This window comes from Ruegeria sp. Alg231-54, assembly GCF_900143525.1.
GTDB lineage: Bacteria > Pseudomonadota > Alphaproteobacteria > Rhodobacterales > Rhodobacteraceae > Ruegeria.
In genome coordinates this window covers 1-26,642 of record NZ_FREZ01000024.1, presented here as the reverse complement: position 1 = coordinate 26,642, position 26,642 = coordinate 1, and the positions used below count along the sequence as shown (strand labels likewise).

Below are 26,642 nucleotides of genomic sequence, written 5' to 3'. Positions count from 1 at the left end.
TGCCGAACCTAGGTCTAGTTCGTCGACTCAAATCAAACAGGTTTGCCTTCTTCCAATGGCTCTCAAGAAGTTGAATCTATATTATAAATTTTTCGGAGTTCCGCTCTTGAATTGCAAATCATACCCAACTACTTGACCAGTAGTCAAAAGGACAAGGAACTATAAAATAATGCGCCAACAGGCGGGAAAACTGTGGATTTCAATGCTGTTGGCAATTGCGCTGACTGCATCCTCGTTTCTTGCCCCTATGGCGGTTGCTGCTGATATCCGTTCGGACAGTTTCGTTGCAGAACAGCTTGAAACATCCGCCTTAAGTGCAACTCTCAGTTCTGCTCGGTGCCACCAGGCAATAGGCTGTGAGAACTCGGTTGCCTTTCAGTTTTGGTATGACCGCGCCATTTCTGAAACCGTGATAAAGCTTTCAGTTCCTCTGACCGAACCTAACAAAAGGTTGGCCGGTCCCGAGACTCGTGTCCCGCCTCCCAAAGCTTGAACTCAAGCTCCTGACTCCACTGCCTTGTCAGTCGTATCTTTCATAGACATTTCGTTGTCTTCTCTTAGCCTTGAAAGGGTTGCAGGAGAAGTTTGGGAATGCGTCGAAGCAGTTTCGTGAACGATCCTGATATCTTCACGTTTCTGTGCGCAGTGACTGCTCGCAGTGGATTTCGTCAATACCAATAATCTTTACAAGGACTGACAATGTCATCCATTAAATCCTTGCGCGCGGCTCTGACCGGCGCGACCCTTGCGTTGTGCTCTGTAACCACAGCCCAGGCTGGCACATACAATATCACTGTAGACAAAATCCGGATCGGCACCGAAGATTTTGGAAAGAAAGGCGTCGGCTACAATAGCACACAGACGCCCACTATACTTCGCTTCAAGGAAGGCGAGGACGTCACTATTAATGTGACCAATAACCTGCGGGAAAGCACCTCGATCCATTGGCATGGGCTAATACTTCCATTTGATCAGGATGGTGTCCCCAAGATCAGTTTTGATGGCATCAAACCTGGCGAAACATTCACATACAATTTCCCAATCAAACAGGCCGGAACCTATTGGTTTCATAGTCATTCCGGGTTTCAAGAACCAGACGGGGCCTATGGAGCTATCGTGATTGAGCCAAAGGGAGGCGAAAGTATCCGCACTGACCGCGACTATGTTGTTCAGTTGACTGATACCCATCCGCATCAAGGTAAGCGGATCATGCGCAACCTGAAAATGTCGGCAGACTACTACAATCGTTCACAACGCACCGCACAGGATCTCATCAAAGACACCGGTGACGTAGGTCTGAGGGCTGCACTGGAAGACCGCAAGATGTGGGGTCGGATGCGTATGATGCCAACGGATGTCGAAGATGTTCAAGGCTTTACTCCCACCATCAATGGGGAAAGCACTGCTCAGAACTGGACGGGTATATTCAAACCTGGTGAGAAGGTGCGTTTACGGCTAATCAACTCCTCCGCAATGGCCTATTTTGACTTGCGGATTCCAGGCCTGAAAATGACTATTATACAGGCTGACGGCAATGATGTAGAGCCGGTCACGGTGGATGAGCTCCGCATTTCCGTTGCCGAAACCTATGATGTGATCGTCCAGCCCAAGGAAGACCGCGCATACAGCATTGTGGCCGAGTCGATGGGCCGGACAGCGTTGGTCCGAGGCACTTTGAGCCCGCGTGAGGGAATGGCAGGGCCAGTTCCAACTCTTCGCAATAAACCACGTCTCACCATGGCGGATATGAGCGGTGTTATGAGCGGAGCGGGCGTGGAAGAACCTGTCATGGGGAACGCGACCTCCTCGATGATGGATATGAGCGGAATGGACCATAGCAAAATGGGCCACAACGTCGCTTCAACCACGAAAGCTGCAGACCCCTTCTACGCATCAGGTAGTGGATTGACTCCTGTGGCGGCGAACGGCGGAAAATTCCTGAGCTATGATGACCTTCAGGCGCGCAAACCGCGTTATAGGGATCGGTCGGCAACACGCGAAATTGAAGTGCGTCTGACTGGTAACATGGAGCGATACATCTGGTCGATCAACGGAGAGAAACTTTCCGAGGCCGAGCCCATCAAGCTGCTGTACGGGGAGCGGGTCCGGTTCAAGTTTGTCAATGAAACTATGATGTCACACCCAATGCACCTGCATGGTATGTGGTCAATTCTTGATACCGGCAAGGGCAAGTACGATCCGATCAAACACACTGTCAATATTGCACCGGGAACTACCGTCTATACCGAAACCGAAGTGGACGTAACTGGCCAATGGGCATTCCATTGTCATCTTTCCTACCACGCCGATGCGGGCATGTTTCGCAAAATAATCATTCAAGGTGGCCCTGCCTGACCTCCAGACAGCAAAAAACAGAGTAAAGAAGCATGAAAAATTTAATCGCCCCAACACTTGCGGCAGCCGGGCTTTCGTTTGGCTGGACCGCTGACACAAGCGCAGAGACCTATACCTACGGGTTTCAGGCGGAGCAATTGGAGTACAGATCCAATGATAAAGGAGAGGATACTATTCAGTGGGATTTCGACGCCTTCGTTGGAACTGATGAGCTAAGGTTCGTTTGGCGTAGCGAAGCGGAGGTTCAAGAGAGCTCCGGTGAATTCGAGACCCTTGAAAACCAACTACGGTTGCAAATGCCCATTTCGAGTTTTTTTGACGCTGTGGTGGGAGTTTATGTAAATACGCCCAGCGATCTTCCAGAGCGGTACAATGCAGTTCTCGGTATCAAGGGACTGGCGCCACAATGGTTCGAAATTGATGCTGATCTCTATCTTTCGGAGAATTCGTTCTTTCGTTTCGAAGGCGAATACGAAAGTGCTCTGACAAACCGATTGTATTTGATCCCTAATCTTGAGCTAACTGTCCCGCTGCAGGATGATCTTGAATACAATCAAAGAGCAGGTGGAGTTACCGTCGAAGCGGGTCTTCGGCTCAGCTACGATCTCATTGATCGTGCTGTGTCACCTTATGTTGGCGTCAACTACGAAAAATCTTACGGCGGCACTGCGGATCTGATCAGGGCAAACGGCGAAGAGAATGGAATCTTTGCTGTCGTGGCTGGTGCAAGGCTCGTGTTCTGACGTCAGAATTTCAGGCCGGTTCTGGCCAACCTGCCAAACCCAGGCTTTCTTTAACACTGAATCTGAAAAGGAAGCATGTTCCTTTTCAGATTAATGGAGAAGACATGAAAAAAATAATTTTCACCACAGCGTTGCTTGTATTGATCGGAACTTCTGTAGTGGCCTCTCCTTCTGGCCTCGGTACCGGCAACATCGGCGAAAGCAGAAAAACGATAGTTGGAATACCCGGCGACCGCCGCGATGTTGACCAAATCGTCAAAGTCTCGATGAAAGAGACAGATGAAGGTGGTATGATCTTCACACCCTCGCTACTGAATATAAAAAAGGGCGAGACTATCAAATTCGAGGTGATGAATTACGGTGAAGTTGACCATGAATTCATCTTGGATACGCCTGAGCTAAACAGCATACACAAAGAGATTATGGCGGCCCGCACAGAAACTCACAGAACTCCAAACTCAGTTACGTTGTCGCCCGGTGAACAAGGTGAGGTTATCTGGAATTTCACCAATAGCGGTGATTTCGAGTACGCTTGTTTGATCCCTGGGCACTACGATTCTGGTATGTTTGGCAGCATCACAGTGCAGTAACTCTTGCTGGTATAGTTAACCGCAATGTTCCCATGCAACGGCGCCGATGTGTGCGGCAATCCCAAGATGGTTGCCGCATACCAAACTCAAAAACTGATTTTGTATGCCGACTGATCAATTACTCCCCGAGTATCACAATTTTGCTCACAAAGCCGCTGCATGGCTGAGTTTCAGCTATGACGAAGCCGCACCTGCCTGGCTTCATCCAGCACTACATTTGGTATTGGTGTTGGTTCCAATGTTTCTAGCAGTGTCGACTACATTTCTAGCCCTACGTGCTCTTTATTTTCGTTTGAAACCAGTAGCGCCGAACCGAGATGTGAGGCCTCTGCATGAAGCCGCAGGTCTTCACCACAATTTGGTCTCACAAATTGTTCGAACCACGCGCGACAGGCAAGTTTGCCTTATTGTGCTCAGCCTTTCGTTAATGCCGCTGCTATTTTTGTCTTTGGAGTTGCCCAAGCAAATCGTGAACAATGGGCTGGATAACTCGCAAGATATAGTAAGCTTTGCGGGGTACAGCCTTACCCAGATACAATTCCTGGTTGTGTTAAGTGTTGCATATTTTCTCACTATCACATTGAATGGGTTGGGAAAATACAAACTAAACGTGTTGAAAGGGCGTGTAGCTGAACGGTGCCTTAGGAGGCTCCGCCTATTTATCTATCGCGGATGGAGAAATCAGAAACACCTAGCGCGAAAAAGTGAACTACCTCAGGTGCTCGGACAGGAAATCGAGCCGATAGGTGGAATGGCTGCAGATTTGATTACTCTACCTGTAATGCAAGGCGGATCGTTGGCCACGATCCTGACCTTTATGTTCATGCAGGATCCGATCCTAGGATTCGCTGCAGTAACTGTATTGCCAGTACAACTGTTTTTGCTGCCGTACATTCAACGAATCGTGAACCGGCTTGTCCACGTACGAATTCAAGAGATGCGAATTCTCAGCCGCTGCTTGGCACGTCAGTTTGATCCAGCTCACGATCACCCCCGCGATGTCCTGCAAACTGCTGCCTCGCTCCGTCGGCTTGAAGAAATCAGGTGGCGTATTCACAGAGTGAAGTTCCTTGCCAAGGCACTAAATAACTTCCTTACAGCCTTGACGCCATTCGTGTTTTACACACTTGGCGGATATTTCGTCATACAGGAGAGGATCACGCTTGGCGCCCTGATTGCCGTACTGGCAGCTTACAAAGATTTTTCAGCACCCCTCAAGGAGCTGTTCAGGTTTTATCAGCAGTTTGAAGACACGCGAATTCGCTACAAGGCAGTCTATCAGTTTCTTGATGAGCACCCATCACGTGCGTAATACCACTGTCACATAATCAGTTCTCGTCAAGCGAATTGCCAGCGTTGAATAAAACGTCACATTCTAAGATGCGAAAAAGCCGAACGGACGAGACAAACAAAAAGCTCCGCTTTGGCGGCTTATATTGATTGCTTATATTCCTTGGCGTGGACGATCCCGTTACTGAAGTCTGGAGCCTAAGACTAACTGTAACCTAAGGTTGCAAGCGGACAGATCGGCTAAGCAACTTAGCATCTTATCGTGAGCTTTCGAGAATGCCCAAAAAAACGTAGTCGTTCCAGTCCTTTCAAAGACATGCGACACACGTTTGTTAACCGACAGTGAACTGAGCCATCATCCCAGAATCTTCATGCTCCAATATATGGCAATGCGCCATAAATGGCGTCTGCGTCCCAGCTGAATGAGGGAAGTGTACGAGGATTTCGGCTGAACCTCCGTCGGATATGGCAACTGTATCTTTCCAACCCGAGAGATGAGCCGGTGGAGCCGTACCATCAATGGTCAACAGACGAAATTGGCAACCGTGGATGTGAACCGGATGCGTCATTGCGTCACTGTTTTCATTGATCCACCAGCGTAGCAAAGTGTTCTGTTCGGCTTCGAAGGGTTTGGCATCCAGTGTAAATGAAGACCCGTTGACACCATTCGCCGCCGATTGATCAATTTCCGAAAGCACAGGTTCTTTTTCAATTAGGTCCGTCAGCTTCTGTAAGTCGGTTTTGCTTGCGGATCCCTTAGTTACGGCCATTAGTCCGGCGTCCATCAGAGCTTTCATTCCCTGCTGGTCTAGATTCATATTCATTGTCAACGTCTGACTAGTCGGTGGAGGTGTGGACGGCAACGCGGGCATTGCGGCCAATGTATCAGGCAAGACACCAATGCCTATAGGTCCACTGGGATCAATCGAGACCATGGGCAACGCCACATCGAAGGGCGGCAATCGCATGATAGGTTGCTCAACTGGCAGGGTCACAAGATCGAATGCCTTACCGTTGCGCGCGTCCAATATCACCTCGTATCGCTCGCCAGCATGTATAACAAGTTCCGTCATTTGCACCGGTTGTGCCAACAACCCTCCATCCGATCCAATCACAAACAACGCGCGATTGTCGGACGCTGCCAACCGATAGCTGCGCGCGTTGGATCCGTTAAGGATACGCAGGCGCAGCCATCCCTTAGCCGTTTTTGCGATCGGGTATTCTGCGCCGTTAACAAGTGCGACATCGCCGACATAGCCTACTGTCACCGCAGCGAGGTTGAATCGGTGGAAGAAATCGCCATCGGACTTGAACCGTCGATCTTGCAAGATCAGAGGAATGTCATCTAGGCCCCAAGTGGAAGGCAATCCAAGTCTGGTGGTTTCATCATCGTCAACTAACAATAATCCGGCCAAGCCCTTGATGACCAGTTCGGCAGTGGCGGGATAGATATGCGGATGGAACCAAAGCGTCGCCGCGGGCTGATCAATCGACAGTGGCGCCTGCCAGCTCTCTCCGGGCGCGATTATCTGATGCGGTCCACCGTCGACCTGGCCAGGAATAATCAGGCCATGCCAATGAATGGTCGTGGGCTCGGGCAGGGCGTTCCTTACATGCATGACAACTTGATCACCGCGCTTTACCCGTACGGCTGGCCCAAGAAAGCTGCCATTGATCCCATACGTAGAAGTATGGGGTCGGTCGCCAAATGTCATCGAGCCTGTCTGCGCGGTTAAGTGGATTGCCCCATCAGCATTGGCAAACAGTTCGCGTGGGATCGATAGTGCTGGTCTCGCACCTTGTGCGGCCGCTTGGTTTACCGCCGGCATCAGCGCACTTGCGCCTAGAGCAGTTAGGCCGCCGAGGATCTGTCTTCGATTTGATTGTGTTCGCATCTCCGCAAACCTTTAGAGTCGCCATTTTCGCAATTCGGTGGAGTGCCTGCCTGAGGTTCACCAAGACCTGAACTGATCCAGGCTGCTTCATATCTAGGCCGCAACCTTAGTCAGCGTAATGGCTCTACTCGTACCCCCGCCACTGTCTATTCTCGTAGCTTTTACCTCCTGCGTCTAGCCCGCTGAAAACAAGCTAGCTTAGTATCCACGCCTTGGAGTAGACCCTCCGACTTACAGTCGGATTTGCTTCAGCGGGTAAGCTCATGATTGTCGCGATTTCCATCAATCTTATCCCGCCGTTTGCCTTTGGTGCACCCTGGGGCTCTGGATCTATATCGCGCTGGTTCTACTGGTCGTTGCCTGCCCCTGCGCGCGGTCCCATCATGGGGCGGCGAAAACGACCCTTTTTGCAGCACTGAACTTCATTCGCGCAACCCACTGATTTTCTTTGTACATGACTGACGCAAAAACCCTATGCAAAATACATTCGCGAAAACTGGCAATGTTGCAACCAAGTAGAAAGGTCACTGGTTGTGCAAAGTAGAAATGTCCCAGTTGCCGCGGAACGGGAGTGCAGCCTGACAGGGTGGAGACCTCAAACATCGGAGCCCTGGCTGGCTGCACGCATCTCTTTCGCTGCTTTCGCAAGCCTTGAGTTCCAGCCATCTCAATTGCCGCCAACCGGTCTATGCCGGAGCTGGTGCCGCGTATCACTAGTGACCTGCCACTTCCAAGAGCAGGTGGTTGGTCCTTACTTCCGAACTTGAGCGGTCGAAGAAGCTTTGTTCCAAACCCGCTAAACTTACTCATAGGTTCTTAACCCAAATTTTTCGATCTGCATCTTCACCAAATGCGCCAGTTATGGCCTCGATAGAAATAAGAAACCGCTCTGACAAGCTCGCCGCTTCGACCGGTACAAAGCTCGCAAGATCCCGAACCTGTCGACCCCGATCAAAGGAGATGATCTCATAGTTATTACGGGTCCAGTACACTATCCCACCAAGTAGAACACGTTGATCCCGATCGACGACTTCTAACACCGGATTTGCGAAGAAGTCGGTCCACAGTAGTGTTCCAACACTGACAGCGCGTCCGACAGCCTGCTCAATCGTATTGCTCCTGAATTTGGTCATAATAGAGTCCGTAAGAATGTTGATCAGGCCGGAGGAAAAGCCAATTTGGCGGGCGATGCTCTGCGGAGACAAACCAGCCGCCAACATTTTAAGGACATCTCGTTCATCCCCAGACAAAGACTCCGCCGGGAAATCGAGGGTAATGTCGATTACATCCAGTGCCAAGAGGTGCAGAAGCTGGGCCTCGTGTCGCAATTCGGGGAGGAGCTTCTGAATCTTTGATTGCCAGCGCGTGGCGGGTAGGTTGGAGGTGACAGTGAAAAGGCCACGACTACCGAACGGGCCGATTGTGGGAATTGATATCCCCTGGCATCCGACGCCGAAGCGTTTTGCAGCCTCAAACATTGGAGAATACTCGGGTTGTGCGGAATATGCTGACCACTCCAACGGCGCAATCGTGCTCGCCCCAAAGCGAATGAGTGGATCAGCCAATATCAGATTGTTGTCCGTGTAGTAATTCACCCAATCTGCAGGGAAGGTTGTGCACCCATGAACGATTTGGAGAGACGTGTCGATGTGTGCATAAGACGCATTTGTCAGCCCATATCTGTCGCAGATTTCTTGCAACCTGGCTTCGCCGGTCTGCTGCAAATCTAGGGTGCTCTGCCCAATATCTGTAAGTTGCATGTGTGTTGTCCTCGGGCGTTTGTTTGTGTTTTGGCCTTCAACTATCGGTTGTCGAGAACACGAGAAGCCTATTTGCCGCACTATCACTAAGGTTGATTGCCACAGCTGCTTGACAATGCCACGAAACGGAACGAGATCATACGAGAAGATGTGAGAGTAAACTTGCTAAAACGTTGAAAAATAATAAAAGAAATATTGTCTTACCGCCGAAAAATGGCAGCGACTTTAAGGAGCTGTTCAAGTACGCGACGGATATCGGCGTAGGTTTGCCGATAAGTGGCGATGGTTTGCCGATCGGAACCTGGACGCCGCAAACGCTTGCGGCTGCTCTATCTGAGATTGAGACAAAAAAGGCCGCTGTCGACCTTCGTGCCGTGCAGCACTGGTTCGAAGATAATGACAAAGGAATAAGCGCGCCGAGCATCAATTTGTTAGCCCGGGTGTTCGGTGGTGATGACACCGACGCCACAACAGCGTGGCGCTCTGAGCTGACCGCTGGGCAAAGGCGGCTGACGGCAAAAAGGAAGGCAAGCAAAAGTAAGACGAAGCGCAAATCAACAAAAGCGGCCGTAGAAGAACCAATCCCGGCGAAACAATGGCCTGCTGATGCCATTCCAGTCGAAGAATTTCCCGAGCCGTCCTCTGTACAGACTGACACCAGTGGGATCAGTGGCGCGCGGCGTCATCCAAAGACCCTTGCCGAGAAATGCGAACAGATCTTGAGCGGCGCAGCTTCGATGAACCTATTGATCGTGTATTGGCTGGTTTTTTGCGGGCTTGGGCTGATGAACTATGTCTTCAACAGTCTGAGTGTCACATACAGCCCATCCGAAGGTCTGGACAAGCAAGTCGGGTTCATCTGGGCTCCAACCCTGACCGTCTTGCCGTTGGTGGCTCTCCCGGCTTTCATCTATTACGTGAGCGAATTGACAACCTATTGGAAGCGGGTCGGTCGTTCGAAATGCATTTTGCAAGGCGTGACGTCAACTGACAGCCAGGGCAACGCGGCCTGGTACGCTAAGGTAAACGATTTCAAGTTTTCATTTTGGGCAATTGCCCTTTTTTGCCTTCTCTTCGTGTTCGGCTTTCAGTGGGCAGGGATCTACTTGCCTGCATACCTTTCCGGAGATGCAAACAGCGTTCAGATCGATCGGTACCTTGTTGCCCTTGTTCGGCCAGAAGTCATATCTATCGAGGAAGCAATGGTGCTGTCGTTCGTGGGCTACTTGTATACCGCGTCATACATCGCAGTTTTCATGTTTGGCCTCCTATTCTTTGTCATAATCGTCTTGGACTTCCAAGATATCTGCACGACATTGGACCTAGAAGGTAACGACATCGATAGCCACCAGATCCGCAAAGAGGGACAGAAAGTGGTTTGGGGCGGTTTCAGGGTTGTTGTCTTTGCTTTGTGGTTGGCCACGCTCGTAAAGCTTCAAATTACTTACCTGTCTTCTGATAGCTCAGATTTCCTCTCTTGGATGAGTATAGACATGATGGGTGCTTTTGATGCGACCTCATTGCGTAATGGCTTATTGGTGAATAGCTCAATTAGCCATTTCACAACTTTCATGATGATGGCTGTAACGGTCTCTGTCTTCATTTTTGGAGTTCTCAGACTCCGAAGCTCTTTTGAGCGTTTGGCCGTTTGCGACCGGATTCAGCAATCGACACGGGATTATCTTGCGCTGTTCGAGATGCTGGGTGTGATCGCGCTGTTGTCGATTAGCTTGGTGCTTGTTGGGAGGTTTACTGGGTTTTCTATTGTTGTCGGTATCAGTGCCATCGCTTCACTACACGTGCTATCGGGACCGAAACTAAGAACCTATTAGGTGGATAATGATAGAGGCTGAATTCTACGATCAAATGGCGGAAGGGCCAGCGTCCAGCAGTGCATACTGGATGCAGACCGAAGATAATGTACGTGTCCGAGTGGGCGCCTATGGGTGCGAGGGCGAGAGCAAAGGAACGATTTTGCTCATGCTGGGAAGGTTTGGCTACGTAGAAAGATATGGGCGCGTTGCAAAGGCGTTCGCAAGGCATGGGTTTGCAACCGCTGTCATAGACTGGCGAAGCCAAGGGCTTTCGGATCGTATAGCCGATGACCCATTGGCGGGGCACATCAACAGCTTCTCAGACTATCAGAAGGACGTTCAGGCTCTAATCGAGGCAGCGGACAGTTTGGAGTTACCGAAGCCGTATTTCCTGATTGGCGTGTCGATGGGTGCTTGTATCGGTCTCAGGGCGATGTTCAACGGTCTGCCGGTTGTGTCTGCGGCGTTTATCTCCCCGATGTGGGGAATACGAATGACTGCGGCTCAGCGTATCGCAGCTTGGCCCCTTTCGTGGGCATTCAAGCAAATTGGGATAGGGCAAAGATACGTCCCAGGTGAGAGCAGCGCGATATACGTGTTGGAGACCCCATTCGAGGAAAACAATCTAACCCACAATAACGCCATGTATGACTATTGGGTTGATCAAGCTAAAAGAGCCCCTGAGCTACAAATCGGTGGGCCAACTATGGCGTGGCTATATTCGGCCCTATCCGAGTGCCGAAGCCTTTCAAAGATGCCTTCCCCTGACACTCCGTGCATAACCTTCTGTGGTGAGCTTGACCAGCTGGTAGACAACTCATCGATCAAGCGTCGAATGGCGGCATGGCCAAACGGTGAGTTCTCGATGATCCGCAATGCCAAGCACGACGTGCTGACAGAAACCTCGGAAGTAGGGGGCGATGTGATAAGCGAGATTGCCGGTTTCTTTACCAAACATGGTGCTTCTGCGACGCCAGCAGAATAGTGTTGGCAAGCTGCCCCTTCTAGGCTTGGGGTTGCGAACATCCCAAGCCGTCTCATCTGGCCTTTAACTCTTGGGTTGATCTTGGCCGGCGGTGTGGCGGTATCCTGCCGTAGCTTGTGTCGCCTAATAACGGACCAGTTCGTAATCGTAGTTCCCAAATATGTCCGACCACTCGACGCCAACGCCACGGAAATAGGTCGGGCACCTATCCTTGTTCAGGGGCAGCCAATCAGGGCGGGGGCCTGGCGCGCGATCTGACCAGTGGAAATTGGCGTTTTCGTCGTAGGTCCCGACGGACATATCCAAGCGGGTTGTGCATGGGCCCTCGCGTTCACGGATCCTGTAGCTGTAGTGACGGACATCCCAAACACGGATCGAGCGAATAACATCAAAATCTGCAGACGATAGATCAACGTTTGCAAGTGTTGGCGCGGGTAGGCTAGGGGAGGCGGGTCCCGGGTTGGCCCAAGATTCTAAGGCAAATGATACTTCAACAATTACCGAGGGTTCTTGCTCTTCTTGGGGCAGCTCAGGGAAAGGCGTGGCACTGACCTCCCTAATTGCTTCCAGGCGTTGCATCGGCGTGAGATTGGAAGTGCCCAAGACCACGCCCATCGGACATCGCCAAAGTTGCAATGGTGGTTCAACTGGCATGGGCGTGATGCGACGAATGAACTCGGCCCTTGCCGCGTTGCAGTCGGGATCGGTCGGCCATCCACCGGCTAGACATAAGAAGATTGCACAGTCAATGGGATAGGCTTTGACCTCAGTGGCGGGCACGCTTGCGACTGCGAGCGTACCAACCGCAAACAAGCTTCGGATCATGGGTGTCTTGTGTCTCATAAGGTCTCCTTTCATATATTGCGGCACACTATCAGAGTCAGAACACTTTGCCAGTTTTTTCACATTTTAATGTATCACCGCAATTTAATAGATTGACACAACATAAGTTTTCCATCACAAATTTTGGGTGTAGAAGGCGGTCCAAGGGGGATCGCCATGGCGGACAATAAGAGACAGTACACCGTGGTAACCATTGATATGGTCCGGGGCTTTCTGGAAGACAAAATTCCCTTTACGTGCCGCTACGAATTCATCGGATTTGCGTCCCATGACCGGCCAAAATATCACTGCATTTACACATCACCAGATTACGTCGGTGCGCTTTGTAAATCGAGGATCTCAAGGACAGGTGCCGTCCCACGCGAGCTTGTTCTTTGGCCCGGCCTCATCAATCACCACCAGGAGTTCGGTGATGGTCGGTTCCTGTGCCTTAAGCCGGATTTCTCCATCGAGTCAGTTTCACCCAAACAACTCGAAACAGTCCTGGCCATGGACACTCCGCCCTAACTCTAGACGAGGCCTGAACCGTGCCTCTCGCCTTAGAAACTGCTCAGGCACTGCCTGCCCGGCCCAGCACGGGGTAGGGGGCGAGCCTTTTGATGCCCATCGCCCACATGCCTCCGATCCTGTCCGTCTTCCGCATGAAGGAGGACAGGGCGGATGAAAAAGCTCCTTATTTCCTGCACGATGATAGCCGGGGTGCTGATCGCAAACCACCACTTCGGTCGGTCGGCAAAGGTTCTGCGCGCCTCAGAAATTGTTGCTGTTGACGGCGACACCATCGACCATGGCGATGACCGCTACCGCCTGGTCGGCTTCGATACGCCTGAGACCTACCGTCCACAATGTGATGCGGAAAAGGCTTTGGGGCTGAAGGCGAAAGACAGGCTCACAGGCCTCATCGACACAGCCGGTCAAATTAAGTTGGTCCTCAAACCGGAACTGGACAAGCACGACCGTTTTCTGGCGGTCGGACGTGTGGCCGGGCAGGACGTCGGGGCCATCCTGATTTCCGAAGGTCTTGCGCGACCCTATGACGGCGGCGAACGCCAGTCATGGTGTATCTGATTGGAGAAAAAATGCAGGAAAAGGAAAGAAACTAATCGAGCAAGGAACGGTCCTGTCGGTTGTTGGCGCAATCGACAGGACCAGAAACGCCCCAATGCGAACCAGGGCATTCCTCAACATCAAGAGAGAACCGTAAGCGATGAAAAATACAGCAACACTCGATGCTGCTCCTAACAAGGACAGCAAATGCGCCGGAGTCAATGGCCTGACTTCGGAACGCAACCGCAACTTCTGAGCGGTGTTCAGGGGTCCGACAGGCGTGCGCTCATGCATGTCGGAAACGCGCCCCATAATGACTGTTATGTTAAATATGTAAGTATTGCTGACCTAATCCCGACAGGCGGAAAGGAGGTGCCAAATGACACTGTTTTTGAACAACAAACCCCTTTCGGTCGATAGCGAAAGCGGACAACGTGCTCTGACCGCCGCACACAGCGCAGGCACCCGAATTGAATGCCGGTGCCGGATGCCTGCCCCGGAAATGTATATCGCCGCAACGGCTGGCAAATTCATCGTCAAACGGATGCCCGGAACCGGGCCGGATCACGCGGTTGATTGCCCGTCCTTCCTGCCCCCTGAAGAATTGTCCGGGCTGGCGCATGTTCAGGCGTCGGCGATCACCGAAGACCCCGATGACGGCACAACCACGCTCAAACTCGGCTTTCCACTGCGGAAGAACAGCAAATCTCGGACCGCACCGGAAACGACCGGTGGGAAGGCGAGTGAGGCAAAGGTTGCGCCGCGCAAGCTGACAATCACCTCTGTCCTTCACTTCCTCTGGCATGAGGCCGATCTGGGGAAATGGTATCCCAGGATGGAGGGCAAACGGTTCTGGGGCGTGATCCACTCCGCCCTGTGCCGGGCCGCTGCAGGAAAAATCGTCAAAGGCCAGGACCTGTCCCGCATTCTCTACGTCCCGGAATACTTCAAACTAGACGATAAGGCCGAGATTGCGGCCAGATGGAACCGGGTCTTTGCCAACCTGCGGCCAGCCGGGCTAGGTGCCACTCCGTTCGGCCTCGTGATCGCGGAATTCAAAGGCATGGAACCCACAGCGCATGGCGCACGGTTCATTTTCAAACATGCCCCCGATTGCGCGTTCTTTGCGGACGCGGATTTGGCCAAGAAGTTCGCGGGTGTGTTCGGGGACCAGCTGCTCCTCCTTGAAGCCATGGGGTCCGGCCATGCCATCGTGATCGCCAGCTTTTCCATCGCAAAGGCAGGTTACCCGGTTCTCCATGAAATCGGAATGATGCTGGTGACGGACAACTGGATTCCGTTTGAAGGCTTGCGCGAACTGGAAGTGCTGAATGCGCTGACCGAACGGAGCCGCGCGTTTCAGAAGCAATTGCGGTTCAACCTGCCTGTGGACGCACCGATCGCATCGGCTGTGCTGCTGGATTCCAAAGATCCGATTGCCGTCTTTGTTGCAAACAACCCCGACGATGCTGGGGCGCTGACGCTGCTCACCAAAGCCTCTGAAGAAGGCCGGTATGCGAGCTGGAGCTGGTTTGACGATGGGCCGATGAGCCCGTTCCCGCATCGTGCCGCGTCCCCCTCCAAGCGCCGCTCACGCACACCGGAGGGGGGGGCGGGCGAGCCTTGGGACAACCCAATACCGAACGGAGCAATCGAAAGGTTACCCGATGAATATTGAGCAAAATCATAAACCGGGCCGCAACGGCAAAGCGCTGATCCTGAGCGCCGCTGTATCGGTCCTTTCCGGATTGGTCTTTGCATCGTCTGCCCATGCGCAGAACGACGAGGCCGCGATTTGTGCGAGCCGTGATGGCCCGCTGTTGAGTGGAGGGCGCTTGCTCTGCGCGACCGCCCCCACCCGCACCTGCCTGGAACCCGCATTCCGGGCAGGTGCAATGGTTTGCCTCAAGTATGAGGATGGCGGCAATTCTGAACAGGTCGTCTCAAAGTATGCAAGTCCGCGCGCCAAAGGCGAATGGGCAGCAGAGGCCGAACGTGCCGCCAAACGCCACGGTGTTCCGGTGTCGCTGTTTCATGCGTTGGTGCATCAGGAAAGCCGCTGGAATACCAATGCGGTCAGCCCAAAAGGTGCGCTCGGGTTAGCGCAACTGATGCCGCCAACCGCCGCCGCGCTTGGCGTCGATCCGCATGACCCGGTTCAGAACCTCGATGGCGGCGCGCGCTATCTGAAAGCCATGTTCCTGAAGTTTGGCACATGGCGGCTGGCGCTGGCCGCATACAACGCCGGGCCCAAAGCCGTGGAACGCTATGAGGGCGTCCCACCCTATTCGGAGACCACCCATTACGTCGCAACCGTTCTCGAAGGGGCCGGGCTTCCGCCCGACGTCTGAACACCCCAGTCCAAGGAGACTATTTTCAATGAAACGTAACCCTCAAAGCGTCACATTGCTGACAGTGCTGGCCCTCGTGGCACTCAGCAGCCCGGCCATGGCGCAATCGCTGTTTGATGCGCCGGTGTCCATCCTGACCCAGATCCGCACCTTTGTGACAGGTGCCAATGGTATTCTGCTCGGTGGCGCCGCCATTGCGCTGGCCGGTATCTCGGCCGCCAGCCCGCGCGTTCCTGTGACATGGGGCCATTTCTTTGTGATCCTCGTCGTGCTGGGCATCTTCTATGGTGCGTTTGGCATTGCCGAAGCCATTCAGGGCTTTGCAACCTGATGAGCGACGATAACCGCATATTCCAGGCGATTACCCGGCCTTCTGAGAGGGCCGGGATGCCTATGACGTTTCACATCGTGGCGATCAGCATTCCCCTGATGACTTTCATCATGACGCAGGGCTTTTTGGGCTTCTGGGGATTGCTCGCCATCGCCCCGTCTTATGCCGCCGCCCGCTGGATTGTGAGCGTCGATCCGTATCTGCCGGATCATGTCGCCACCATGGCCGACTGCAAACTGTTCACCGCAAACAAGCCCTACTGGGGCGGCAATTCCTACTCCGGAGACTGACCCGATATGAACATGCACCCCGAGATTCAAAAAGCCATGCCCTCCGCGCGCCGCGCCGCGCGCGAGGTGCCGGCTACCAAGCATATCCCGTTTGTGCGCTTCCTGTCAGATGGGACATTCACCACCCGCAACGGGGATCTGGTGGCGGTGTTGGAACTCAAGGGGTTTATCCACGAAACCGCAGACCGGGCGGCAAGCAGGGCCGCAAATGATACCTTGGCTCGGCTGGCCTCCAGTTTTGAAGACAACCGGACAGTGTTCTATAGCCATACTATCCGGACCAAAATCCAATTGGCCGATACGCTGGAGCCTGTGAGCGAGCCCGCTTTCTCTGCAGAATTGGACAAGCACTATCGGGACCAACTGGACCAGGTCGAAACCTATCAGCTGCGCCACTTCCTGACGATCGTGCGCCGCCCTTACACCAGCGGCAAGCGGCTGCTGGATGCGGGGTTGCGGTCTCTGCGCTCAGCAACAACAGATCCGGCAACAAGCGCCACCCGCGAAAAGAACCGCAAAGCCCTGCATGTGGTTGCAGAACAGGCCATGCGGGATCTGTCGGTGTTTGGCGCGCGCCGGCTCACCGGATCAGCCGCTGATCGAAGCCGCACGCTGTCATTTCTCTCGATGCTGCAAAGCGGGATTTGGCAAAAGGCTCCGTCGGTCTGGACCCATCTGGCCGACGCCGTTCCAAACGGGCGTATCACCTTCCGCAAAGACCATGTTCACAGCCTTTCACCGGGCGGAGACAAGGATCGTTTTGCGGCTGTCTTTGCGGTCAACGCTTATCCCGAACGCTCGAGATACTACATGTTCGATGAGCTGCTGGGTGAGCGCTGCGAGTTCATTGCCACCCAATGTTATGCACCGTTGGAGCGCGTGTCGGGCGGCACAAAGATCCGTGACGCCAAGCGGGGGATGGCAGATGCGGGCGATGAAGCGGAATCGCTGCAAAAGGATCTGAATGAGGCGCGCGACGCGGTTGCCTCCCGTGCCATGTCCATTGGACGGCACCACGTCACGGTTGCTGTGTTGGGAAACACCCGCGAAGAGTTGGAAGATGCGGCCACGCGGGTGAATTCCTGTCTGACTGGCGCGGATCTGCGCACGCGGCGCGAAGACATCGGGTTGGAAGCGGCCTGGTGGGCGCAGCTGCCCGGCAACTTCGCCTATCAGACCCGCAGCAAAAAGCGCTTCGTGTCCGACCAGAACTTTGCCGACTTTGCCAACCTGCATTCCTGGCCGACCGGATCGCGGGAAAGACTGCGCTGGGGCGGCCCTGTGGCGGCGTTCCGGACGCTGGGCGGTACGCCCTATTGGTTCTCTTTCCACCGGGAAGGCTCTGACAAATCCAAGGGGCCAGGAACCACGGCCATCTTTGGGGCGACCGGTGAGGGCAAAACCCTGCTGGCGAACTTCCTGATGTCCTGCTGCTACCGCCTGCCCGAACACCCGCACCTTATTGCCTTTGACAAGGATCGCGGGTCCGAGACGTTCATTCGGGCCATTGGCGGCACATACCTTCATCTGAAATCCGGTATGAACCTGGGCTTCAACCCGTTTGCTGTTGCCACGGATGAGGTTGGTATCGAATGGCTTGAGGGCTTCATTCAACGCCTGACGGGTGCGGACAAACTGACGCCGGAACAGGAACGGCGGATCGCAACAGGTATCAGGCGCTTGGCCAAAGGTGATGCGGCCCTGCGCACATTCTCGGATTTTGCCGACACGCTGCGGTCTGTCGATGATGCGGACGCGCCGGTCCAGCTGCTCGATGCGCTTAGCAAATGGTATGGCTCCGGCAATCGCGCCTGGCTGTTTGATAATCCTCAAGACAGTTTCAGCCTCGATCAGTCCGTGACCGCCTTTGACATGACGGCGCTGCTCAAAGCCTCAGATATCCGGCTGCCCTTGCTGGACTATCTGTTCTACCGGATCGAGCGGAAGCTGGCGCAGGGCAAACCGTTGATCATCATGGTGGATGAGGCCTGGGCACTGTTTGACGATCCCCGCTTTGGTCCCCGTATCCAGGATTGGATCAAAACCATCCGGAAGCTGGATGGCATTCTCGTGTTCATGACTCAGGAAACGTCGGATGCGGCCAAATCCTCCATCTCGGACACGCTGATCCAGTCGACGGAAAACCGCATCTTCTTTGCCAATCCCAAGGCCGACCGTGCGACCTATGTGGATGCGTTCCGGCTCACCGAAGCCGAGTTCAGCGCCATCTCTACGATGCCGCCGAAATCCCGTCTTGCTCTGATCAACGACGGAGGCGGATCGGCCGTTGTCTCGACGCGGCTTGAGCTTCCCGAACAGTTCTATCGGGTGTTGTCCGCCACAGGCGACAGCGTTGGTGAGATGGACCAGCTGCGCGCCGAGCATGGCGAGGATGGCTGGCTCGCCGCCTTCATGACCCCTAAAGCCCCACAGGAGACCTCCCAATGATCCGCAAACTTGTTTTCGTCGTACTTGGCCTGCCGCTTCTCGGAGCCTGCACCATTACCGGTGATGCTCTCGATCCGCCCCGCGAACTGAAGGCCAATTGCAACATCGCTGATGCAGAGCCGGTCCCTCAGACCGGCCTTGCCACCACCCCGCCGCTCAGCATCGGCAAAATCTGACCCCTCCCCCGAAAGGACAAGACAATGCGGACCATTCTTAAATCCACCGCCGCGGTTGTAGCACTTGCACTAGCCGGATTTGTTGGGAACGGCAACACAGCCCACGCTCAGGGTGTGCCAACCTATAGCGTCACAGAACATGCAGAACTGATCGCGCTGCTGAATTCCAGCGGAGAAATGGTTGGTCTAAACACCGAGATCCTGGACAATGCCCTGCTGCAGTTGCAAGAGCTTCAGGAGCAATTGCGCCAGGCGCGCGCAACGCACAATGCCATCACGGGCACCCGCGACACGATCGGCAACCTGTTCAACGGCGACATTACCCCACGCAAACTGTCCTCGTCCCTGTCTACGCTCTCCATGACCGGCAATTCGGTGAACCGCCGCTTGAGCAATCACATGGAAGAGTTACGGGTGGATTTCCAGCCGCTGAGCGGGCTGCAGGCGTTGGGACGTTCAGCGGAAGATCCGGCCACAAGGTCACATGATCTGGTTTCCGGATCGAGCATGGCCGGGCTGGCGATTGCCGAAGAAGGCTTTGCCGGGGCTGGCGAAGCGATGGAGCGCTATGACGGCTATCGTGAGCAGATTTCCGCGACCGATGATCTCAAAGCTAGCATTGATCTGAACACACGCATAGCGATTGAGAATGGCATGATGCTCGCCACTTTGTTGCAAACCCTCTCTGCACAAGGCCAGCTGGACGCCGCAATCGTAAACCAGCGCCTGCGCGGTCAGGATATCGTCGCGCGTCAGGCGTACAGACCTGAAGGATCAAACTGATGCGCCTCCCCACAAACACGCTTCTCATCGCAGCAACAGTCGCCACCACGTTGGCGGCGGGCCAGCACGCCTTTGCTTTGACCGCAGATGAGAAACGGGAACAATCCCGGCTGTCAAAGGCACAGGGCGTATCTCTGCGGCGCGAGTCAGCTGTGCGGCGTTTCGCATTCGCAGAGAAATGCGAAGCTGCATTTGAGGCTGGCGAACCCATGCCAGAGGTGGATTTCTACATCAAAGAAGACGTTGGAATTGACGACGATCTGATGGGCATGACTTTCGACGAAATCCTCGAAGAGTCTGCGCGTGCATCGGCTGAGGAACGGTCTTCTGAAAAAGCCTGGAAGGCTTGTGCCGTCAAATACCGAAAAGGGGATGGTGGCTCATGAGCATAAGAGATTTTCTGGTTGGCACTGATCAAAGCTTTGACAATTTAATCAACGGTGGGTCGCAGCAGGTGTTCCAGGCGCTTGCGACCCCCAGCGCCGAATTCCTGACTCTGCTCGCAGGAGCTGCACTGGCGGTCTGGGCCATAACCGCCGGATTCAGGGGCAGTTTTTCCCTCGACGGCTTCATAATGTTCGCGTTTCGGTTCACGCTATTCTATCTGGCCATTTCGGGCGGAGCGCTTTGGACTCAATACATCTTCCCCTTCATTACGCAATTCCCGGTAAATGTCGGTAACACGATTATCAGTTCATTCGGGGGTACCGGGAATGCCGGTGGTGTGGCCACTGCCTTTGCAGATGTCGCGGAGACATCATTCGACAACATCGTCGCTGCCTTGGGATCTTATGGTGTAACAGATTACATCGCCGGCGATGCACTCGGTGTGCTCCTGTTTGCATTGCTAGCGGCTGGCGCGATATTGGCGATGATTATCATCGCACTTGCTCTTCTGATCGCGTCAAAGGTCCTGTTGGCGATATTATTGGCAATTTTCCCGGTGTTAGCAGTTTGGGCCTATCTCCGCAGTTCGGCGGAAATCTTTAACGGTTGGGTGCGTGGAATCACCATGCTGGTTTTGTTCCAGGTGCTCCTATTTGGTGTCATGGGGATATCGCTGGCAGCAACCGGGGATGTATCTCAAGCAGTTTCAAATGGCGTACGCTCTGGTACAGATGTTCCACTAGAAATGTTCAAGCTGGCTGGGATCAGCGGCATCACGGCCGGACTGCTTTTGATCTGCCCGATGATCGCACAACGGATCGGCGGCGCGGCGTTGAACCTTGGTGAATCCCAGATCAAAGGCGTAGGAGCAACAGGTATGAAGCTTCTGGGCGGTCAGCTAACAGGTGGTGGATCTGGCGGCAACAACCTGGGCGATGTCTCCAATCAGCGCGCGAGTGCGGCTAATGAGGCCGATCGGCCATCAGCAACAGAGACCAATAACCAGCGCATTCAGGATTCCGTAAGGCGCGGGGCCGAACGCATGGCCGAAGACGCACGACGGCGCAAAAGCTGATCAAAACTCATTGGAATCATTGGCGGGCCGGCCCCGCAACAGACGAGGAGTCACCAGATGCAACATGCGACAGCAGATTTGAGACCCGATCCGCTCAATCCTGGCGGGCAATATCAGGGCTCGCCCCTGCCGGACACGACCACCATTCACGCAGGTCATGATCGCTGGGAAGATGAGATGTATCTGTCCATGAGGCGCAGGGCGCGGATTGCCTATATCGTGGCCGGTGTCGGCGCTCTGATCGGCGTCATGGGCGTTGCGGCCGTCATGGGCCTCGCTCCGCTCAAACAGGTCGTGCCCATCACAATGACTGTCGATAAGCATACCGGCCTGGTCAACGTGGAGTCGCGTCTGGGCAATCTCACTCTGGATGACGACGAGTATGTCACCCAGGCGCTGTTGTTCCAGTATGCCCGCGACCGCGAAACCTATGACGCGCATGATCAACGAGAACGGCTGACCGATGTGTATGGGCAGACCTGTGGCGGAGCCGCCGAGGATCTGGCCGCGCTTTATGACGAAGACAATCCCAACAGCCCGATGAACATCTACGGCAGCTATGGCCGCGTCGATGTCCGTATTCGGTCGGTCACACTGAACAACGGAAACTCGGCCACGCTGCGCATCACGAAAAGCGCTCGCCAACAACAGGGCGCCCCGGTCTCGACGCGGAATTTCGTGGTGACGATGGGGTACGAATTCGACCGCACCGGAAACATGACGCTTGAGGAACGTTGGAACAACCCAACCGGCTTTTGTGTCGCCAATTACCGACTGGATGAGGAGGCGCGATAATGCTGCGTTTAATTTGCACTGTGGCTGTGATGGTGGCGCTTGGTGCGGCCTCTGTCTCAGCTGAACAACAAGGGCGAGGAACCCGCACGGACGCGCGTGTCCGGACCCTCGTTTATCACCCTGACGAGGTTTACAAGATCAATGTTTCACGGGGCTATGCTCTCAGCATTCACCTCCAAGACGGTGAACAGATGGTCGATGAGGTCCGGGGCGATCCCAAAACCTGGGACTTCATCCCGTTGACCGCTGGCAACGGCTTTGTCCTGAAGGCCAAACATGCGACTTCGCAGGCGAGCAACCTCATTCTGCAAACCAATCTGCGCAGCTATGTGTTTCTCCTTCAGGCGCATGAAGCCGGTCCACCTGATAATGTCGGGTTTCTCTATCGGTTCAGCTATCCGGATCAAAAAAAGGGCTCCAAACCGCGACAGGCCGGTAACATCCAGACCGCATTCAACACCACCGGGCGGCCCGCCAATCTGCAATACAGCGCAAGTGGTGACAAACTGCTGCGGCCGGAGGTGGCGTTTGACGACGGACGCAAGACCTATCTGCGCCTGAAACAGCAAAGCGTGCGGCCTGCTATCTTTGCCATGGACGCGAAAGGGCGCGAACGTCTGGTTAACTCAACGGATCTGGCAGACGGCACCATTGTTGTGACGGGTGTTTATCCGCGCCTGGTCCTGCGCGACGGGCCATATGTGGTCTGCGTGTTCAACATCCCTCTCTATGAAATCGACCAGAACCGCGACCCGAATAAACCTCGCAGGGTTTCGTCATCCACGTCACAGCGCAATTCACGTCAAGGTGGGGAGAACCGCTGATGCCCGAGAAAAACAAACTGCTTGAGAACCGCATCGAAGGCTCTGAGGAGGAAAAACGCGGTCTGAACCTGCCCATGATCCTCGGCATCGGTGCATTTATTGCCTTTGTTGGCCTGTTCTTCTGGATCAACAGTGGCGGGGATGATGCCAGCCGACGCGGCAGCATCATTCCAGAAGTCAACGAGACGCCGGATCAGCGTAATCAAGGGGGCACCCTTTTTGGTGCAGTGCCTACGGAACCCTTGCCCCAGGTCGAACAAGAGCCTGACCCGCGCGTTGCCATTCTGGAGGCTGAGCTGGCCGAATTGCGGGAAATGATTGCAGCTGCGCAAGCAGTGGAACCCGATGAAGAGACCTCCTCGCAAGCGCCCGCCTCGGATCTGGACGCAGCGGCCCTCGCAGCGCTGGAAAAACGCACCGAACGGCAAGAAAAGGCCCTTGAGGCGTTCCTGAAGAAGCTTGAAGAGGATCGACTGGCCGATGAACGCCGGCAACGGGAACTGATTGCTCGGATTCAGGCCAACCGGCCGATTACAGAACCGGGCCAGGCGTCTGAGCCGGCACAGCAAGGCGATGCGGTACAGGATGCCGTTGCGGCTGAAGAAGATCGGTTGACCCAGCCCTTGACCAATAGCCTTGGGCGCAGTGCTGCTGGAGCGGGTGCTGGTGACGGCTCGAATAACAGCACGGGCAACGATTTCCTCGATGCCGCCGCGTCTCGTAGCGTCCAGACAGCCCGGGCGACCCAGTTACAGGATGTGCATCGTCTGATCACACAAGGCACCATGATTCCGGGCGTTCTGGATACAGCAATATCGTCCGATCTTCCCGGTGAACTGAAAGCCACCATAAGCCGGGACGTGTGGTCGGCGGATGCAACCACGATCCTGATCCCCAAAGGCTCAACGCTGATTGGTGAATATTCGTCGGATATCTCTCTTGGTCAGCGCCGGGTTCTGGTGGCCTGGAACCGGGTGATCACAACGGATCAGCGCTCAATTATGATTGGGTCGCGTGGTGTGGATGGTCTGGGCCGCGCCGGTCTGACAGGCAATGTGCAGCACCACTTTGGCCTCAAGTTTGAAGCGGCATTCTTCATCTCGATCTTCTCGGGGATTTCCAGCTTCGGCAATCGCACTCTGAGCGAGAACGATCTGTCCACCGGCACCGATGGGTTCGCGAATTCCGGTCAGGATGCCTTTGAGGAATACCTGTCGATCCCGCCGACAATCTGGGTGGATCAGGGCGAGAACATCAACGTGTTCGTCTCGCGAGACCTCTATATGTGACGCCATGAGCATCATTCCAGGCGGGGCGCAACACCGTTGTGCCCCGCAGCGTTTTCGAGCTTTCCACCCCTTAAAACTCTTGTCCTGAAGGAGAATGCCATGAGCACCATACAGGCAAAGACCCACCTGCCCTACACGATTGCAGCTGGCGTCCTCAGCATCCCGCTCTGGGCCGCGCTTCTGATAGCCTGGAGGGTGAATGGCGACATTGAAACATGGCGGCCCTGGCTCTTGCTCAGCCAGCGCAACAGCCTGCACCAGAAGGATTGGGACCTGGTGCTTTGGGGTGGCATCACGCTTGGACTGATGACCGGCGCGGGCCTTGCCTATCTCTTCGGCGGAATGGTGTTTGGTGTGACGGCGACTGATGCGCATGGGGATGCACGCTGGGCCACAGCCAAAGAGATCCGCGCCGCACGGTTGATCAGTGATTGGGGCCTGGTGCTGGGCAAGCTGGGCAAACCGGAGAAAAAGGCGCCACATCTGCGCGCCCATACTGATGATCAAGGCACGGTGCTTGTCTCGGGTCCGCCCAGGTCCGGTAAAGGTGTCGGTATCGTTGTCCCCACCCTGCTCGACTATCCCGGTTCGCTTATCGTCTATGACGTCAAAGGTGAGCTTTTTGAAACCACGTCGCGACGGCGATTGGAAAAAGGCGACGAGGTGCGGGTTCTGTCGCCGTTCGATGTCCAGTTTCCGAACAACCCCGACGGCTCGCTTGTCGGCCGGTCGCACAGTTTCAACCCGCTGGTTGAGATTGCGGCGATGGATGATCTGGAAGACCGGCTTGTGCGGATCTCGGAAATCAGCGCCGCGCTGTTGGCACCAAAAAGTTCAACCGGCGCTGAGGCGTCCTTGATGGAAGATGCGCAGGAAATCTTTGAAGCCGCGGCGGCGATCGTCTGCAACGAACCTGAACCGTCGCTTGGCCGCGTGCTGCAGGTGTTGACGCCGGAAGTGGCAGGCAATGATGAGATACCAGATTACAAGGGCATGTTTGCCGCCCTTGCGCCACGTGCGCCAGATCCGGTGTCAAAGGGCGCAATGCTGCGCATGGCGGGTCAGGACAACAAGCAGCTGGGGATCTACCTGTCGGTGTTGATGGGCGGGGGTTTGAATGCCTGGCGCAACCCCGCGATCGTGCGCGCGACAAAGACCAATGATTTCGACTTTGAATCGATGCGGTGGGACCCTCAAACCTGCTACATCTCGATACCGGAGGCGCACAAGCAGGTGTCGCGGCCTTTGGTGCGCCTGTTCATCCAGTGCGCCATCAATGCGCTGCGTCGTCGTCTCATGGCCTCGGGTGAGGATTACCTGCCCGTCCTGTTTCTGATCGATGAGTTTCATTCGCTGGGGAAAATGCAGGGCGTCCTCGATGCTGTAACCACCCTGCCCGGCTATGGTGGCCGCTTGTGCCTGATCGTGCAATCGCCGGCCTCGCTGCGTGAACATTATGGGCCAGCTGGTGAGGAAATCCTGACCGAGAGTTCGCATCTGCACGTGTGGCTGACGCCCAATTCCGAAGAAACCAAGCAAAAGCTGTCCAAGGCGCTCGGCAATAAGACCGTCACGCAGAAATCCGTCTCGGGTCGCAACTGGTCGAAAGAGCCCGGGCGGTCGGAAAGCTGGTCAGAGAAAAGCCGGGCGCTGCTGACACCTGAAGAAATCGGCCGGTTGGGCAAGGAAGAGGTCATTGTCACCGGCAAGGGCATGTTCCCGATCCGCACAAATCGGGTGTCTTATTACAAAGACCATCGGTTTAAAGCGCTAAATAACAGTCAAAAGGGCAAGCCCTGGCCGGATGTGCCTGTGGTCAAGGATAGCGTTGTGACCCGATATGATGAGTTCCTGAAGGATGCCAGCTCGTCGAAATCGGCTGAGGCCGAAGAACCGGAGCCTGAGCCTGTCGCCAAACCAACCTTGTCGCAGCGTGCGGCTGTCACTGGACCACGCTCTTACGATCCGCCTGAGTATGACCGATATCTTGATCAAGGCGTGGTCGGTTACGGGTACTTCGAAGATCCGCGCGAGACTGCCGATAACGAGGAAACAGCCGAGGACCGCCAGCTAACGCAAGCAATCGAAACGGTGAAAGCACCCAGCTTTGCGCACAACCTCAGCAACCTGTTGACCCTGGCACTGATCGGCCCGGACGCTGAGCCCGAACTTGCTGACCTGGCACATCGGCTTTCACCTGACGAGCTGGTCAACAGGTTGATGCCGCTGTTCAGCGGCGAAAACGTGAAGATCAGTGGCCATTCGCTGCGTGGGGCATAAACTGGCAAGAAGCGGACAAAACCGACCTTGGGTTTTTTGCCTTCGCTGGCGCAGCATCACTTTGCACGTGCGGCGGGTTTTTTGCTGCGTCGCAGTCCAAGTCGCGGAAACGGCCTTTCCCAGCTGGCTTCGAAGGCCTGATCCAAACCGCGCTTTCGCTGCATGGTGGTTGGACACGAAAGACGCGGACTAAACCGTCGTTCGTTCAATGCCCGCTTCGGTGAATTCATCCGGTTTCGGATACTTCAAACAAGGTATCCAGTATCGGACAGTCTGGCACATCGCCACGAC

Annotated in this window: 24 protein-coding genes; 21 read left to right on the top strand and 3 right to left on the bottom strand. The window is 54.7% G+C overall.

Translation table 11 applies throughout. The features are described from left to right. Positions 1-699: 699 nt before the first annotated feature. The 4 genes from DHN12_RS23080 (at position 700) to DHN12_RS23065 (ending at position 5,000) form a co-directional block, all read left to right on the top strand. Positions 700-2,355 carry a multicopper oxidase domain-containing protein gene (locus DHN12_RS23080; RefSeq protein ID WP_108862292.1) on the top strand — a complete coding sequence of 552 codons (1,656 nt, stop codon included), beginning with the start codon at positions 700-702 and terminating at the stop codon, positions 2,353-2,355. A gap of 32 nt (positions 2,356-2,387) precedes the next feature. Then, a complete protein-coding gene (locus DHN12_RS23075; protein ID WP_108862291.1) occupies positions 2,388-3,098 on the top strand; it encodes a copper resistance protein B in 711 nt (236 codons plus the stop codon). A 104-nt stretch (positions 3,099-3,202) separates the two neighbouring features. After that, complete coding sequence (locus DHN12_RS23070) at positions 3,203-3,688, top strand: plastocyanin/azurin family copper-binding protein (RefSeq protein ID WP_108862290.1); 486 nt, start codon at positions 3,203-3,205, stop codon at positions 3,686-3,688. A gap of 103 nt (positions 3,689-3,791) precedes the next feature. Further along, positions 3,792-5,000 carry an ABC transporter ATP-binding protein gene (locus tag DHN12_RS23065; protein WP_108862289.1) on the top strand — a complete coding sequence of 403 codons (1,209 nt, stop codon included), beginning with the start codon at positions 3,792-3,794 and terminating at the stop codon, positions 4,998-5,000. A 310-nt stretch (positions 5,001-5,310) separates the two neighbouring features. Here the strand turns inward: DHN12_RS23065 and cueO are convergent, their stop codons facing one another. Together cueO and DHN12_RS23050 are read right to left on the bottom strand one after the other, a co-directional pair. Beyond that, positions 5,311-6,873 carry a multicopper oxidase CueO gene (cueO, locus tag DHN12_RS23060; protein WP_108862288.1) on the bottom strand — a complete coding sequence of 521 codons (1,563 nt, stop codon included), beginning with the start codon at positions 6,871-6,873 and terminating at the stop codon, positions 5,311-5,313. Between the two features lie 806 nt (positions 6,874-7,679). Beyond that, on the bottom strand, positions 7,680-8,633 hold the full coding sequence (locus DHN12_RS23050; RefSeq protein WP_108862286.1) for an autoinducer binding domain-containing protein: 954 nt from the start codon (positions 8,631-8,633) through the stop codon (positions 7,680-7,682). A 173-nt stretch (positions 8,634-8,806) separates the two neighbouring features. Between DHN12_RS23050 and DHN12_RS23045 the strand changes: the two genes are divergently transcribed. Together DHN12_RS23045 and DHN12_RS23040 are read left to right on the top strand one after the other, a co-directional pair. After that, positions 8,807-10,465, top strand: coding sequence for an RcgA family putative transporter (locus DHN12_RS23045; RefSeq protein ID WP_108862285.1), 1,659 nt, complete (start codon positions 8,807-8,809; stop codon positions 10,463-10,465). A gap of 70 nt (positions 10,466-10,535) precedes the next feature. Next, positions 10,536-11,432 (top strand): alpha/beta fold hydrolase, encoded by an 897-nt coding sequence (locus tag DHN12_RS23040; protein ID WP_159090198.1) that lies wholly within the window; start codon positions 10,536-10,538, stop codon positions 11,430-11,432. Positions 11,433-11,555: 123 nt separating this feature from the next. Here the strand turns inward: DHN12_RS23040 and DHN12_RS23035 are convergent, their stop codons facing one another. Next, positions 11,556-12,275, bottom strand: a complete 720-nt coding sequence (locus tag DHN12_RS23035; protein WP_159090196.1) for a hypothetical protein — start codon at positions 12,273-12,275, stop codon at positions 11,556-11,558. A 156-nt stretch (positions 12,276-12,431) separates the two neighbouring features. On the opposite strand from DHN12_RS23035, the gene DHN12_RS23030 reads away from it, so the two are divergent. From DHN12_RS23030 to DHN12_RS22960, 15 genes are all read left to right on the top strand, one after another. Beyond that, positions 12,432-12,782, top strand: coding sequence for a hypothetical protein (locus tag DHN12_RS23030; RefSeq protein WP_108862282.1), 351 nt, complete (start codon positions 12,432-12,434; stop codon positions 12,780-12,782). Positions 12,783-12,935: 153 nt separating this feature from the next. Further along, positions 12,936-13,343: a thermonuclease family protein gene (locus DHN12_RS23025; protein WP_108862281.1), complete on the top strand. Its 408-nt coding sequence runs from the start codon at positions 12,936-12,938 to the stop codon at positions 13,341-13,343. A 358-nt stretch (positions 13,344-13,701) separates the two neighbouring features. Then, positions 13,702-15,000 (top strand): DUF1173 family protein, encoded by a 1,299-nt coding sequence (locus DHN12_RS23020; protein ID WP_108862280.1) that lies wholly within the window; start codon positions 13,702-13,704, stop codon positions 14,998-15,000. Then, positions 14,990-15,673, top strand: coding sequence for a lytic transglycosylase domain-containing protein (locus tag DHN12_RS23015; protein ID WP_234416764.1), 684 nt, complete (start codon positions 14,990-14,992; stop codon positions 15,671-15,673). Before DHN12_RS23020 ends, DHN12_RS23015 begins: the two co-directional genes overlap by 11 nt. Before the next feature lie 28 nt (positions 15,674-15,701). Continuing rightward, positions 15,702-16,004 (top strand): TrbC/VirB2 family protein, encoded by a 303-nt coding sequence (locus DHN12_RS23010; RefSeq protein WP_159090194.1) that lies wholly within the window; start codon positions 15,702-15,704, stop codon positions 16,002-16,004. Further along, positions 16,004-16,294, top strand: coding sequence for a VirB3 family type IV secretion system protein (locus DHN12_RS23005; protein ID WP_159090193.1), 291 nt, complete (start codon positions 16,004-16,006; stop codon positions 16,292-16,294). Before DHN12_RS23010 ends, DHN12_RS23005 begins: the two co-directional genes overlap by 1 nt. 6 nt (positions 16,295-16,300) lie before the next feature. Beyond that, positions 16,301-18,742, top strand: coding sequence for a hypothetical protein (locus tag DHN12_RS23000; protein WP_108862277.1), 2,442 nt, complete (start codon positions 16,301-16,303; stop codon positions 18,740-18,742). Further along, positions 18,739-18,918 (top strand): hypothetical protein, encoded by a 180-nt coding sequence (locus DHN12_RS22995; protein WP_108862276.1) that lies wholly within the window; start codon positions 18,739-18,741, stop codon positions 18,916-18,918. Before DHN12_RS23000 ends, DHN12_RS22995 begins: the two co-directional genes overlap by 4 nt. A gap of 24 nt (positions 18,919-18,942) precedes the next feature. Next, the gene (locus tag DHN12_RS22990; protein WP_108862275.1) at positions 18,943-19,701 is read left to right on the top strand and encodes a type IV secretion system protein; all 759 of its coding nucleotides are present in this window, start codon (positions 18,943-18,945) and stop codon (positions 19,699-19,701) included. Continuing rightward, a complete protein-coding gene (locus DHN12_RS22985) occupies positions 19,701-20,087 on the top strand; it encodes a hypothetical protein (protein ID WP_108862274.1) in 387 nt (128 codons plus the stop codon). Before DHN12_RS22990 ends, DHN12_RS22985 begins: the two co-directional genes overlap by 1 nt. Continuing rightward, entirely contained in the window at positions 20,084-21,163 is a 1,080-nt protein-coding gene (locus tag DHN12_RS22980; RefSeq protein WP_108862273.1) for a type IV secretion system protein, read from the top strand. The genes DHN12_RS22985 and DHN12_RS22980 overlap by 4 nt, the downstream gene beginning before the upstream one ends. Positions 21,164-21,220: 57 nt before the next feature. Next, positions 21,221-21,958, top strand: a complete 738-nt coding sequence (locus tag DHN12_RS22975) for a virB8 family protein (RefSeq protein WP_108862272.1) — start codon at positions 21,221-21,223, stop codon at positions 21,956-21,958. Beyond that, positions 21,958-22,782 carry a TrbG/VirB9 family P-type conjugative transfer protein gene (locus DHN12_RS22970; protein WP_108862271.1) on the top strand — a complete coding sequence of 275 codons (825 nt, stop codon included), beginning with the start codon at positions 21,958-21,960 and terminating at the stop codon, positions 22,780-22,782. The genes DHN12_RS22975 and DHN12_RS22970 overlap by 1 nt, the downstream gene beginning before the upstream one ends. Further along, positions 22,782-24,071 (top strand): TrbI/VirB10 family protein, encoded by a 1,290-nt coding sequence (locus DHN12_RS22965; RefSeq protein WP_108862270.1) that lies wholly within the window; start codon positions 22,782-22,784, stop codon positions 24,069-24,071. Before DHN12_RS22970 ends, DHN12_RS22965 begins: the two co-directional genes overlap by 1 nt. Before the next feature lie 99 nt (positions 24,072-24,170). Beyond that, complete coding sequence (locus tag DHN12_RS22960; RefSeq protein WP_108862269.1) at positions 24,171-26,351, top strand: type IV secretory system conjugative DNA transfer family protein; 2,181 nt, start codon at positions 24,171-24,173, stop codon at positions 26,349-26,351. Positions 26,352-26,642: the final 291 nt, after the last annotated feature.